Here is a 13,169-nt window from a genome sequence, read left to right as displayed (position 1 = left end):
TCACCACGCAACCAAACCGGACCATAACCACCAAGCCACAGCCCACCCACACCCTCACACTGAGCGCCCTTGGCCCAGCTCGTCGTGACGTACCCCGACCGGAACTCGGTGGCGAACGACCGCACCAGCAGCTGGGCGATGGGCCCGGACACCGGGATCGCCAGCGTCACCAGTGGCAGCACCAGGCTCTGCCAGCCCCGCTCGCCGAACGCCGGGAACCAGCCCAGCCGGAACGCGAAGATCTGCAGCAGCAGGATCCCGGACAGGAACACCGGGATCGACACCGACGCCGTGGGCAGCGACTCCACCAGGTTGCGCAGCCACCGCTGCCGGGCCGCGGTCGCCACCAGCGCGATGACGAACGCGATGACCAGCGCGAGCGCCAGCGCGCCCACGGCCAGGCCGAGCGTGGCCGGCAGGACACCCGCGATCGACGAGGCGACCGACGCCCCGGTCTGGGCGGAGGTGCCGAAATCACCGCGGACCGCGTGGCCGAGCCGGTCCAGGTACTGCACCAGCACTGGCTCCGTGAAGCCGTAGCTCTCGGCCACCGCGGCCTTGACCTCGGGCGGCACCGAGTTGACCTCGGCCGGGTCGAAGAGCAGGTCGACCGGGTTCGCCGGCAGGACGTAGAGCAGGATGAAGGTCAGCGTGAACGCGGCCCAGACCACGAACACCGCCCGGCCGGCCTTGCCGGCGACGTAACGCAGCATGTCAGTTCCCGGGGTTCTTCCAGGCGTCCACGAAGTGGTTGCGGGACTGCGCGTCGAAGACGATCCCGTGCACGTACGGGGCGTGCGCGATGACCTGCGAGGGGTTGTAGACCGGGTTCACCAGCGCGTACTTCTCCAGCAGGAGGTCCTGCGCCTGCTTCGCGTAGGCGTTGCGGGTCGCCGGGTCCAGGGTGGTTTCCAGCTTGCCGAGCACCTGCGCGACCTCGTTGACGTCCACGCCGGTGGAATCCGCCGAGAGGTAGGTGCTATTGCCCGCCGAGGGACCGAACTGCAGGGTCAGCGCGGCCGGGTCGTTGCGGGAGCGGTTGGCGGCGGTGATGTTCCAGTCCGTCTTCGCCTTGGCCTGCTGCGCGGTGTAGTCCGGGATGGGCACGACGGTGAGCTGCAGGTCGATGCCGATCTCCCGCAGGTCCTGCTGCACCGACTCGTAGGCGGGTTTGTTCACCACGAGGTTGCTGATGCCCAGCAGCTTGACGGTGAGCTTCCGGCCGTCCTTCACGCGGATCCCGTCGGCCCCGGGCACCCAGCCCGCCTGGTCCAGGAGCCGCTTGGCCTGTTCGGGGTCGTAGCGCAGGACCGAGCCGCTGTAGTCGGCGAAGCCGGGCACCGACGGTTCGAGGATGGACTTCGCGATCGAGTAGGACGGGGTGAGGATGGTCTTCTCGATCGCCTGCCGGTCCCACCCGAGCTGGATGGCCTTGCGCACGGCGATGTCGTTGGTGGGGAACAGCGAACTGTTGAAGGCGAAGTAGATCGCGGTGCCCGAGACGCCGCGGTGGATGATCTGGAAACCCTGGTCGGCCAGTGGCTTCTCGTCGGTGGTGCCGACGTCCAGGGTCGCGTCGACGGTGCCCGAGACGAGCGAGCCGGTGCGCACGCTGGCCTCCGGGATCGTGTTGAACACGACCTTGTCCAGGTAGGCCTCGCCCTCGTGGTGCAGCGCGGGTGGCGACCAGTGGTAGCCGGCGCGGCGCGCCAGGACGGTCTTGACCTGCGGTTCCCACGACTCGTAGACGAACGGGCCGGTGCCGATCACCTTCGTCGGGTCGGTGCGCTGGTCGGCGCTGAGCTTGAGCGTCGACAGGGACAGGAAACCGGGCTGGGCGTTCGCGGTGAACGAGGAGGCCTGCAGGAAGCTGGCCAGCGGCTGCGCGAAGCTGATCTTGACGGTGTAGGGGTCCAGGACCTGGGTTTCGCGGTAGCCGCGCAGCAGCGAGGCGCCGTTGGGCAGGATGCCCAGGGCGGGGTCGCCGTGGACGTACTGGTCGAAGTTGGCCTTGACCACCTCGGCGTCGAACGGCGAGCCGTCGCTGAAGGTCACGTCCCGGCGCAGGTGGAAGGTGAACTCGGTGAGGTCGCTGTTGTACTCCCAGGACTGCGCCAGCCACGGCGTGATCTCGCCGGTGGCCGGGTCCTGCCAGGTGAGCTTGTCGGTGATGTTGTTGCCGATGAGCGATTCGGCGTAGTTGGTCCCCCATTGCGGGTCGGGGCTGCGCTGGTAGTCGATCAGCGCGAACTGCAGGGTGCCGCCGCGCACGGGCTGACCGGCGGCCGTGGCCTCGCCGGAACCACCGCCGCGGACGACCGCGACGACGATCCCGGCGATCACCACGACCGCGACCGCCGCGGCCACCCAGCGCCATCTGCGGCGCGGGACCCCGGCGTTGGCGAGGGTACTGCGAAGATCGGACATTGCACTTCTCCCGTGGGGACTGGAGCATCCTTTGTGGATGGTGGATGAGAGCGCCGGCGCCAGACGCGACGATACGGCGCACCACGGGATCTTCCAACGGATCCCACGGATCAAGACGATATGTTGCGTCCTATGTGGACGTTGTCGCGGAACAACTCGATCCCACTACGGGTTTCGTGCAGTTTCGCTTAACGGAAGGCGCCTGGTCATTATGTGGGAAGCGTCGACAAGCGCCCAAGGTTGTTCCAGGCTGTGGGAATGTACGACGTCCGGCGGCTGCTGCTGATCCGCGACCTCGCCGAACACGGCACGCTCGGCGCGGTGTCGGAACTGCACGGCATCACCACCTCCGCGGTGTCCCAGCAGCTGCGGGCGCTGGAGCAGGAGGCAGGCAGCACGCTGCTGCGCCGCGACGGACGGGTGCTGCGGCTGACCCACGCCGGGCAGGTGCTGGTCCGGCACGCCGCGAAGGTGCTGCAGGCGCTGGACGAGGCCGAAAGCGCGGTCGCGGCCGCACGGGAGGGCACGTCCGGAACGGTGACCCTGGTGGGGTTCCGCACCGCGCTGATGGCACTCGCCCGCCCGCTGCTGGAACGCGTGCGGCACTCGGACGTGAAGCTGCGGCTGATCACCGCGATCAAGGAGCCGGCGCTGAACGCACTGCGGGCGGGTGCGGCGGATCTGGCGATCACCTACCACTACTCGTTCCGCAGCCAGACCCTGCCCGACGGTCTGGAGTCGGAGTTCCTGGTGGCCGATCCACTGGTCCTGCTGGCGCCGCCGCCCGCGCACGCCGGGGTGGAGCGGGACGGCCTGCGCGCGCTCGCCGAAGCCGACTGGATAGCGGCCGCGGAGGGCGCCCCGTCGATCGACTCGCTGCTGCACAACTGCCGGGCCGCCGGCTTCACACCCCAGATCGCCCACCGGATCGACAACTTCGGCGACATGGCGCGCCTGGTCGAGGCCGGCGCGGGGGTCACCATCGTGCCACGGCTGGCCGTGCCGCCCGAACTGTCCCACCTGGTGGCCGGTTCGGTGGCCCACGGCACGCGGCAGATCTCGGTCAGCCGCCGCCGCGGCACGGCCGGCCACCCCGCCGTGGCCACCGTCGCGCACGCGCTGAAAGCGGTGATCCGCGACCGGGCGCCCACTCCCCTGCCCTGATCTCCGGTCGCGCTGTCCGGAGGCGTGCTCTCCGGCTCACGAGATGCGGCGCGCGATCGCGAGCGCCGCGCGCTGGAGTTCCACCCCAAGCTCGGGGACACGGTCTTCGGGGATATCGGCGAAGGTGCCGGTCACCTGGACCGCAGCGGTGGCGCCTGCCGGGTCGGGCACGGCGGCGGCGACCGACGCCATCCCGGGTTCGCGCTCACCGCGAGCCTGGGAGTATCCGCGGTCCCGGATGGTCTTCAGCTCGGCCAGGAAGTCGTCGCGGTCGACGAGGCCGCGGCCCGGGTGACCGAGTTTCCCAAGCTGCTCGAGGAACTCGGTCAGCTCGGTGTCGGTCAACTGCGCGGTGAGGGCCTTGCCCGCGCCGAGGTGCAGGGGCAGCCGTTCACCGATGGGCAGTTCGTAGCGCAGCGGGCTGGCGCCGTCGACGCGGGCGAGCACCACGCGGGACCAGCCGATCCGCTTGAACAGGGACGCCGTCAGACCGGTGGCGGCGGCGAGGTCGTGCAGGATCGGGCGGGCGGCGGTCAGCAGCGGACTCGTCGTGAGGTAGGCGTGCGCTCCGAAGATCAGGGCGACCCCGGGCCGGTACCCGTTCGCATCCCGTTCGACGCGGCCGCGCGCCTCGAGCACCCCGAGAATGCGCTGGGTGGTGGCGACCGGCAGCCCGGCCCGCCGGGCGATCTCGGTCAGCCGCAGGGCGTGCTGGCTCGAGTCGATGACCTCGAGGATGTCGATGGCCCGCTCGAGCGAGCGCATGCTCGTCGCGGGTTTGTCCGGCTCGGCCATGAGCCACATCTTCCCACACAGTGAGCACAGTCACCGGAGTGCGGTGGCGTTGGGCGGCGAGCCGACCCCGCCGACGAGGTGCAGGGGCTTGACGGTGACGAGCGCGTCCCACCTCCCGTGGACCCGGCTGTCGGCCACCAGGCCGGTGAGGTTCCACAGCTCCCCGAGGGGCACGCCGAGCTTGGCGATGAGCTCCTGGTGCATCATGCCCGCGTCCTCGGGCGCGCCGGCCAAGAAGGTGTCGGCGGCGACCGGCAGGACTTCGACGGCGAAGGTGTCGGTGGCGAACAACGCGACCTGGTGGTCCCACAGCCACTCCGGCAGGTCGTGGGTCTGCCGGAAGCCGGTGGCGCGGCGGGCCTCGCGGACTTCGGCGCGCAGGGCGGGTCCGGCGTCGAGGAACCAGCGCGCCCACCCGGTGTGGACCAGCACCAGGTCCCCGGGACGTACGCGTTCGCCCTGGGCGCGCAGCGCGCGGTCGAGGATGTCCACGTCCAGCGCGGGACCATGCCGGTGGTCCAGCGGCGCACCCTCGGCGGCGAGAAGTCCGGCCACGTCGATGAGCAGGCCGCGTCCGACGATCGGTTTCTCGGCCCAGCGCTGCACACCGAGCGCCGGCCGCCCCGCCCGGATGTCGTCATCGGGCACCCCGTTGTAGAAGCCGTACCCGGACGCGCGCCGGTGCCGCAGACCGTCGACCTGCGAGGTGGCCTGCAGGTAGAACTCGCGCAGCACGTCGTCGCGAGCCTCGGCGTGCGCGGAAAGCAGCTCGTGGCGCGGCGCTTTCCGCGCCCGCGCCATCGGCGGGTCGAACGCGTCGAGGGCGTGGTCGAGGCTGAAGACCGCGCCGCGCCTGACGCAGGCGAGCGCGTCGAGAACCTGCGCGGGACCGGCGAAGTTGGCCATGCCGCGTTCGGGGTCGTGCTCGAAGACGCCCCAGCTGGAGCCGGGCGGGACGTGCCCACGCAGCTGTGCATACGTGGGCACGTCCATGCGGTGGTCAGTCACGGTCGGGGTCCTGCTTGCGGTAGGAGAGGGCGAAGGACAGCAACCCGGCGACGGAGGCGCCCCCGAACGCGTAGGGAGCGACGGCCGCGGCCCAGTGGCGGGCGGCGGTGGCTTCGCCCGCGGCGAGAGTGGCGATCTGCCCGACGACGATCGCCAGTCCGGCGAGGAGGAAGAACACGACGGTGAGGGCGAAGAGGAAGGTGGCGATCCGGACTGTCCGGTTCGGACGGGAGGTGATCTGGTTCATCGTTGAACTCATGGGTCTGTTCCTTCCGTTTCGGCGTCAGACGGGGAGCACACCGACGGCGATGCCGACACCGAGGGCGAGGATGGGCAGGCAGTAGTACTTGAGCAGGGGCAGGAAGGTCTTGACCGGGTCGACCCGGGCGATGCCGGCCGCGACGTAGATCGGCGCGCCGGAGGGCGGCGACGCTCCCTCGGTCGAGGCGAAGATCAGGACCGCTGCGGCGGCGATCGGCGCGGGAACGCCGGCGCCGGCCAGGGCGGCCACCGCGACGGGCCCCACCGCGGCCATGGTCGCGCTCGCGGTGAGCGGGATCGCGATGGCCACGATGATCACGCCGATCGCGATGGCCATGATCCACGCGGGCGCGTCGAGCCCGGACAGCACGGTCTCCAGCTGCCCGGCGAGGCCGAGATCGGCCAGGACGTTGGAGGCGGAGAACGCGGCGACGATGGTGATGCCGATGACGCCGAAGGACGGCGCCGCCTTGCCGATGACCGACCACCACCCGGGGGCGGTGCGGGGCAGGTGCTTGCGGCCGAGGAATAGCACCAGCGCGATCATCAGCACCGGGATCCAGGTGATCAGGCTGATCACGTCCGGCATCGAGTAGGGCTGCGCGGGCAGTTTGGTGCCGTCGGCGAGTGCGACGGGCTTCTTCAGGGCCTCGCCGACGCCGGAGTAGGTGCCCAGCGCTTCGGCGACCGGGCCGCGGGTGAGCAGCAGCGGGACGAGGATCGGCAGGAACAGCAGCAATGAGGTCCATCCGGAACGCAGGCTGCGGCCGAACGGGATCCGGTCGCTCTCGGCGATCGGTTCGATGCCGTTGCGCCGGATCAGGAACCACGACAGCACGATCCGGTAGCCCAGGCACCACAGTCCGGCGATGGCGAGGGGTTTGACGATCTCGTCGGCCTGCATGATGCCCTGCGCGGCGAGCCCGCCGACGAGGATGAACATGGTGGCCGAGAACGGGAACGTCACGCCCATCCCGGCGCCGCCGGCGACCACGGTGGCGGCAAGTTCGGGCTTGACGCCGGACCGTTTCATCCACGGCACGGTCACCGAACCGACCGCGGCCGTGACGGCGGCGCCGACGTGGGCGATCGCACCGAAGATGCCCCCGGCGACGGTCGCCGTGTAGACCGGGCCGCCACGCAGACGCCCGAGGACGGAGTTGAGCAGGTCGATCAGCTTGTCCAGCACCGGGGTCTTGGCGAGCAGGTAGGACATGAACACGAAGGCCAGCCCGGCGAAGGTGACCTCCTCCTGCATCGAGTCGACCACCGCGTGCTCGATGGCCGACCACGCGGATCCGCCGTCCTCGGTGCCGCCGAACACCGCGAACCCGCACACGGCCACGAACCCGAGGATCATCGCCTCACCGATGTTGCGCTTGAACACCGCGTTCCACACGATGATCACCGCGACGAACGCGAGCAGTGCCCACACCCCGGCCATCACGCGGTCCCGGCGAGGATCGCGGCGCGGCGCTGCGCCTCGTCGGCTTCCACGGCGCGGCCCCCGAGGAGGCTGGCCGCGGCCTCGGCCGCGGGGATCACGATGACGCCGTCGTCGTCGCCGACGACCACGTCGCCGGGCCGCACGACCACCCCGCCGACCGCGACCGGCACGTCCACCTGGCCCGGGCCGTTCTTGTACGGTCCGGCCGGGCAGGCGCCGCGGGCCCACGCCGGGAAGCCGATCTTCTCCAGTTCGCTCACGTCGCGCAGCACCCCGTCGGCCACGATGCCCCGGACCCCGCGGCGCTTGGCGCGCTCGGCCATCAGCTCGCCCAGCAGCGCCCGGCTGGTGTCGCCGCCACCGTTGACGACCAGCACGTCACCCGGCCGTGAGCAGGCGATCGCCCTGTGCACCGCCAGGTTGTCGCCGTGGGGCACCCACACCGTCCGGGCGCGCCCGACCACTCGAGCGCCCTTCCACAGGGCGCGGATTCCGCCATCGAGCATGCCCATACGATCGCGTGCGTCGCCGATGTTGGCGACGGCGAGTCCCTCGAACTCCGGCCACAGGTCCTCGGCCGGGGCGAGCGCGGCGTCCGCGCGGCCGCGGTGCACCTCCGCGGTGGCCCGGGTCATCACCGGCAGCACCCCGAGCGAATCGAGCAGCGCCGCGGCCGCGTCGGCTTCACCAGCGCGCCGGGCGGCGTGTTTGAGCGTGCCGTCGTGCAGCCGGTTCACCGCCGCGTCTCCGCCGGACAGTTCGCGGGCCATCTGCTCACGAACCCAGTCCTCCGCGCCCGCCGCGCGACCCGCCAGGACCGATTCCACGATGAGCGCGCCCAGGCCCTTCATGAAGGTGCTGCGCAGCAACTTGCGGGCCGACGCCGCACCGGGTGCTCCCCCGATGTCGTCCACGCGCGCACCCAGCTGCTCGAAGGTCGTGGCGGCCCGGGCGGAGGCGTGACCGCTGATGATCACCGGGGTGGCGGCGCCGTGGGCGGGCACCGGCCCGATCACCGCCACGTCGGCGAACCGGCTCTCGCCCACCATTCCCGCGATCGTGCGCTTGACCTCGGGCGCGGCCGCGTTCATGTCCACGTACACGGCCGCGGGCGGCAGGAACTGCGCGACCGACTGCGCGGCTTCGACCGCGGCGCGCCCGCCCACCAGGCTGAGCACCACGTCCGCGTCACGGACCGCCTCCTCCGGAGTGTCCGCGCGTTCCACCCCCGCCGGCGTCGCGTTGTCGGCGGGGTCGTACCCCGCCACGGTCCAGCCGCGCGCGACAAGGCCGGCCGCGTACAGCGTCCCGGCCTCGCCGAGCCCCAGCACCGACATCCGCATTCTGCCTCCTTGCAGGTTTCCACACAGCGGTAAGCCATCTCGTTGTGCGGATAGTATTGCCACAAGATGGGAGATGAGTCAACGGTGAGCCGCGCCGGTCCGCCGCGCCGACCACGGAAGGCGGCGCGCCTCACGGCGGTGCCGTCGGCGGCGTCGTCGAGTGGCCGGCCCCCGGACCTTGCGTATCACCACCGGGGCCGGCTGCACGTCACATCGGGGCTCGGCGCGCCCGAACTGTCCGATGTGGATTCGCGTCGTCCACTTCTTCGGAAGAACGGTTCAACGCCTCGAATTTCCGTCCACGAGGCCGGCTCCTCTTGGCTGACGACGGTTGTGGCTGGTGGCTGGGATGCTGCTCGCCGTGCCGCGGTGTCCGGATCGAGAACTTGCCGCCGGCGCAGACTGGGAAGCCCGGGCAGACCGTTTCGGACGCCGCTGGACCAGGCCGCGCCGCCGGGCCGGTGATGTCGTGCTGCAGCGGTGGCTCGCGTCGGCCGACCATCTCGGTTGATTCCACCATCGCGCGCGCATCAGCACGCCGCCACCATCACCCGCCACCTACCCCTGATGCGCCACCGCAGCATCAACCACGTCGGTCGCTCGTTGCGACCAGCATGGGCGCTCACGCGTGCGTCCGGAACTCTCCTGGTGGAGGACAACCGAACCCTGGCCGCGTTCCTATTCGACGTCGACGGCCTGCTCGCCGGCTACTGCGGGCTCGCCCCGAGCCCCTGCTCGAGCTCATCGCCGCAGGCAAGGCCCGCGACTACCCCGCCCGCGCCCGCCGAAAAGGCCAGGTGCTCGAGGAACTGTCCCCTGAGACACACTGGCCGCGATCTTGCACCGCCGGGTGGTGGTTCCGCGCCGCGCGGCGCGGAACCACCCCGGTCATGCCTCCTGGTCGAGGCTGCGGCGCAGCTGGAAGGCCAGGACCTTGGAGTAGGTCCGGCACATCTGGAAGTTGCCTGCGGTGAACCACAGACCGGGCTGCGCGGTGTGCCGCCACATGTTGCGGACCTCGCCCTCGTCGTCGTAGCCCCAGATCGGGCCCACAGTGTCGGCGACCTCGTCCCCCAGCAGGCGCCGCACGCCCTCCTGCTGGCTCTGGTACCCGGTGGCGAGCACGACGAGGTCCGCTTCGATCACCGAACCGTCGAACATGCGCAGCCCCTCCCGCGTGAAGCGGTCCGCGTCCGACCACTGCGCCAGCCCGATCTCCCCGGAGACGATCAGGTCCGAGCACCCGACGTTGAGGTAGTACCCGCCGCCCCGGCGCATGTACTTCATCTGCTGGCCGGTCTCGTCGTGCCCGTAGTCGGTGCGGAAACCCACCCGGTGCAGCCCCTCGACCAGGTCGCGGTCCAGCTCCTTCATCCGCGCCGTGAGCTGCTTGGCGCCCACCACCAGATCGGGGTAGGGCACGGACAACCCGATCAGGTCGCTGTCCTCCAGAGTCGGCGCGGTCAGGTAGGAGGCGTCGGCCAGCGCCGCGCTCGGGTCGATGCTGACCACGGTCGTGGGGCTGCGCTGGATCATGGTGACCGAAGCGCCGTTGGCGTGCAGGTCCTGCGCCACGTCGTGACCGCTGTTGCCGGTGCCCACGACGACGACCCGCCGGCCGGCGTGGGCCGCGCCGTCCTGGTAGGCACTGGAATGCACCACCTCGCCCGCGAACTCGTCCAGCCCGGGAAGCCGCGGCACGAACGGGATCCCGCTCACCCCGGTCGCGATCACGAGGTGCCGGGGCCGCAGCACCCGCACAGTGCCGTCCGCACGCCGCAGCCGGGCCTCCCACGTACCGCTCTCCGCCGAATACGCCCCGCCTTCGAATGTGGTGCCGCCCCAGAAGTTGATCTCCATCGCGTCCACGTAGGACTCGAACCAGCCGGCCAGCTTGTCCTTGGGCACGAACACCGGCCAGGTCGGCGGGAACGGCATGTAGGGCAGGTCGTTGAGCCAGACCGCGTTGTGCAGGGTGAGCGCGTGGTAGCGCTTGCGCCAGTTGTCACCCGGGCGTTCATGGGTGTCGATCACGAGCGTGTCGACGTCGAGCTGTCCCAGGCGCGCGGCGAGGGCCAGGCCGCTCTGCCCACCGCCGACGACGAGGACGTCGGGATCGCGGTCGGCGTAGGCGCGCGCCGCCTCCCGGCGGTCGAGCCAGTTCGGGCCCCCGAACTTCGCCGAGTCGCGCTGGCCGACCGGGCGGTTCTCGCCGACCCGTTCCGGGTACCCCGCCAGCTGGTCCAGCGTGGTCAGCAGGTTCCGCGCCACGTGACCGCGCCCGGGTTCCTCGACCAGCCGCACGACCCCCGTCCCGCCGCCTGCGGTGACCTCGAACTCGAAGATCGCCTCCACGGCGTGGATCCCGTTGCGGTCGACGAACCGCGGCGGTGTGCGGCCGTCCGCGATCCGGAAGCCGGTCGCCTTCGCGACGGGCTGGCGGGCAGCCAGCCCGGTGGGCACCCCCTCCCCCGCCACGGTGTGGATGTCGTCGGTGAAGGCGACCAGGTCGCGCCAGTAGCACTCGTCCGCGAACAGCGCCGACAGGTCGGCCCCCCGGGTCAGCAGATTGCCGAACTCGTCGAGCCAGCGCTCGGCGATCGTGGCCGGGTCGGTCGTGGTCATCATCGTCTCCTGAGGGTCGCGGACGGTCACGGGATCAGGCGCAGCGCGCGCATGCGGGAGAGGTTGTCCAGGAAGCTGTCGTGGGTGTCGACGCAGTCGGTGAATCCGGCGCGGCGGATCTTGATGGTGCTCTGCACCATGTCGGCGTCGTTGGCGAGCCAGCCGTCGATGAACGGCCACGACGCCAGTGTGGACAACGGGAGCTCCCGCAGCCCGTGTTCGGCGGTGATCGCGTCCCACGCGGCGTCCTTGTCCGCCATCTGTTCGGCGAGCGGCATCGGCTGGGGTGGGGCGGCCACCATGCCGAAGAACCCGGCGAGCTCGGGCCACAGGTGCTGCCAGCGGAAGTGGTCGCCGTTGGTGACGTTGAAGACCTCGCCGCGGGCGGCCGGGCTGTCCAGCGCCCATTCCACCGCGCCGGCGACGATCCGCGCGTCGGTGGCCTGGTGCAGGGCGGTCCACGCGCCCGGTGTGCCGGGGAAGCGCAGGGGCACGCCATGGTGCTTGCTGACCGCGGCGAACACGGCCAGCCCGGTAACGAGGTTCATGGGTGAGCCGAGGCTGACCCCGAGCACCCCGTCCGGCCGCAGCACCGTCCACGTGTACCCCGCCCGTTCGGAGTCGGCCCACAGCAGATCTTCCTGGTCGTTGTAGAAGATCGGGCCGAGGAAGCGCGGATCGCTCTCCTTGGCCGGGGTTTTGTAGTGGCCGAGGTGCTCGCCGTAGGACTTGCCCCCGCCGATGAGCACGACGTGGCGCACCGTCGAGGCGCTCTCGTGCAGCGCGTCGAGGAGGTGGCGCAGCATCGCGACGTTCGGTCCGACCGTCGCCGCCATGGTCTCGCGCTCGACGTAGGCGGCGAACACGACGTGGGTGATGTCGCTCCGTTCCGCCAGCGCGGCGCTGGTGGCCTCGCGGTCGAGCAGGTCTACCCGCACGTGGTCGTCGATCACGGCGCCGCCGGGGAGGGTGACCGGGCCGCGGCGCGCCAGCGTCGCCACCGGCCGGCCGTGGTCGCGCAACCGCTGCGCCACCGCCCCGCCGATCACCCCGTGCGCGCCGACGACGAGTGTGGTTCCGGTGGTCATCGCGCTCCTCCCGCTCCGGTGCGGCGGGACCGCAGGCGGTCCAGCGCGACGGCGACGACGATGACGGCGCCCTGGATGATCTGCTGGTAGAACGACGACACGTCGAGCAGCGTCATGCCGTTGACGAGCACACCCATGATCGCGGCGCCGAGGAACGTCCCGGTCAGCGAGCCGCGCCCGCCCATCAGGGAGGTTCCGCCGAGCACCACCGCCGCGATGGCGGACAGCTCGTAGCCGCTGCCCAGGTCCGGCACCGAGCTCTGCAGCCGGGCCGAGGCGATCACCCCGCCGATCGCGGCGCATAGTCCGGACAGGACGTACACCCACACCAGCACGCGCCGGACCGGGATGCCGGCGAGCCGGGCAGCTTCGGGATTGCCGCCCACGGCGAAGATCCAGCGGCCGAACACCGTGCGGTTGAGCAGGTAACCACCCGCGGCGAAGACCGCGACCATGATCAGCACCGGGGTCGGGACGCCCAGCACGGTCCCGCTGCCCAGTGCGGCGTAGCTCAGGTCCGTGGAGAACAAGGTCGTGCCGTCGGTGCCGACATAGGTGACGCCGCGCAGATAGGTGAGCGCGGCCAGGGTCACGATGAACGGGGCCAGTCCGAGACCTGCCACCAGGACGCCGTTGACCAGGCCCACGACGACCCCGGCCGCCAGCGCGGCCGGGAGTGCGGCCACGGCCGGCACCCCGTTCAGCGACAGCGACACCGCCACGAACGCGGTGACCCCCACGGCCGAGCCGACCGACAGATCGATGCCCGCGGTGATGATGACGAACGTCAGGCCTGCGCCGAGGACCGCGGTGACGGCGATCTGCCGGGCGATGTCCAGCAGGTTGGGCACGGTGAAGAAGTAGGGCGCCGCGATCGCGAACAGGATCACGAGCACCAGCAGCGCGGACAGCACCCCGAGCCAGTCGGTCACGCTGCCCGGTCCGCGCAGCCGCCGTGGCTGGTCCTGCCGCTGCGGCCGGGCGGCTTCGGTCACTACCGTCGTTTCCATC

At 71.1% G+C, this 13,169-nt stretch carries 11 protein-coding genes; 1 reads left to right on the top strand and 10 read right to left on the bottom strand.

Going from position 1 to position 13,169, the window contains the following annotated elements; genetic code table 11:
- The coding region (locus tag ABFX51_RS39200) for an ABC transporter permease (RefSeq protein ID WP_346056941.1) at positions 1-713 on the bottom strand (713 nt) is incomplete at its 3' end.
- Between the two features lies 1 nt (position 714).
- Positions 715-2,427, bottom strand: a complete 1,713-nt coding sequence (locus tag ABFX51_RS39195; protein ID WP_346056940.1) for an ABC transporter substrate-binding protein — start codon at positions 2,425-2,427, stop codon at positions 715-717.
- Positions 2,428-2,685: 258 nt separating this feature from the next.
- On the opposite strand from ABFX51_RS39195, the gene ABFX51_RS39190 reads away from it, so the two are divergent.
- The gene (locus ABFX51_RS39190) at positions 2,686-3,591 is read left to right on the top strand and encodes a LysR family transcriptional regulator (protein WP_346056938.1); all 906 of its coding nucleotides are present in this window, start codon (positions 2,686-2,688) and stop codon (positions 3,589-3,591) included.
- A 36-nt stretch (positions 3,592-3,627) separates the two neighbouring features.
- On the opposite strand, the gene ABFX51_RS39185 is transcribed toward ABFX51_RS39190, so the two are convergent.
- The 8 genes from ABFX51_RS39185 to ABFX51_RS39150 form a co-directional block, all read right to left on the bottom strand.
- Positions 3,628-4,386 (bottom strand): IclR family transcriptional regulator, encoded by a 759-nt coding sequence (locus ABFX51_RS39185; protein WP_346056936.1) that lies wholly within the window; start codon positions 4,384-4,386, stop codon positions 3,628-3,630.
- A gap of 30 nt (positions 4,387-4,416) precedes the next feature.
- Positions 4,417-5,394, bottom strand: coding sequence for a cyclase family protein (locus ABFX51_RS39180; protein WP_346056934.1), 978 nt, complete (start codon positions 5,392-5,394; stop codon positions 4,417-4,419).
- Positions 5,387-5,653, bottom strand: coding sequence for a hypothetical protein (locus tag ABFX51_RS39175; RefSeq protein WP_148085745.1), 267 nt, complete (start codon positions 5,651-5,653; stop codon positions 5,387-5,389). Before ABFX51_RS39175 ends, ABFX51_RS39180 begins: the two co-directional genes overlap by 8 nt.
- A 24-nt stretch (positions 5,654-5,677) precedes the next feature.
- The gene (locus tag ABFX51_RS39170; protein ID WP_346056932.1) at positions 5,678-7,099 is read right to left on the bottom strand and encodes a TRAP transporter large permease subunit; all 1,422 of its coding nucleotides are present in this window, start codon (positions 7,097-7,099) and stop codon (positions 5,678-5,680) included.
- A complete protein-coding gene (locus ABFX51_RS39165) occupies positions 7,099-8,445 on the bottom strand; it encodes an RraA family protein (protein ID WP_346056930.1) in 1,347 nt (448 codons plus the stop codon). The genes ABFX51_RS39170 and ABFX51_RS39165 overlap by 1 nt, the downstream gene beginning before the upstream one ends.
- An 888-nt stretch (positions 8,446-9,333) precedes the next feature.
- A complete protein-coding gene (locus ABFX51_RS39160) occupies positions 9,334-11,070 on the bottom strand; it encodes a flavin-containing monooxygenase (RefSeq protein WP_346056928.1) in 1,737 nt (578 codons plus the stop codon).
- Positions 11,071-11,096: 26 nt separating this feature from the next.
- Positions 11,097-12,158 (bottom strand): SDR family oxidoreductase, encoded by a 1,062-nt coding sequence (locus tag ABFX51_RS39155; RefSeq protein WP_346056926.1) that lies wholly within the window; start codon positions 12,156-12,158, stop codon positions 11,097-11,099.
- Complete coding sequence (locus ABFX51_RS39150) at positions 12,155-13,168, bottom strand: ABC transporter permease subunit (protein ID WP_346056924.1); 1,014 nt, start codon at positions 13,166-13,168, stop codon at positions 12,155-12,157. The genes ABFX51_RS39155 and ABFX51_RS39150 overlap by 4 nt, the downstream gene beginning before the upstream one ends.
- Position 13,169 lies beyond the last annotated feature (1 nt).

Origin of the sequence: Amycolatopsis dongchuanensis, assembly GCF_039542405.1 — a bacterium.
In the GTDB taxonomy this organism is placed as follows: domain Bacteria; phylum Actinomycetota; class Actinomycetes; order Mycobacteriales; family Pseudonocardiaceae; genus Amycolatopsis_E; species Amycolatopsis_E sacchari.
The sequence above is the reverse complement of the archived record's forward strand: the minus strand, read 5'-3'. Positions and strand labels throughout refer to the sequence as shown.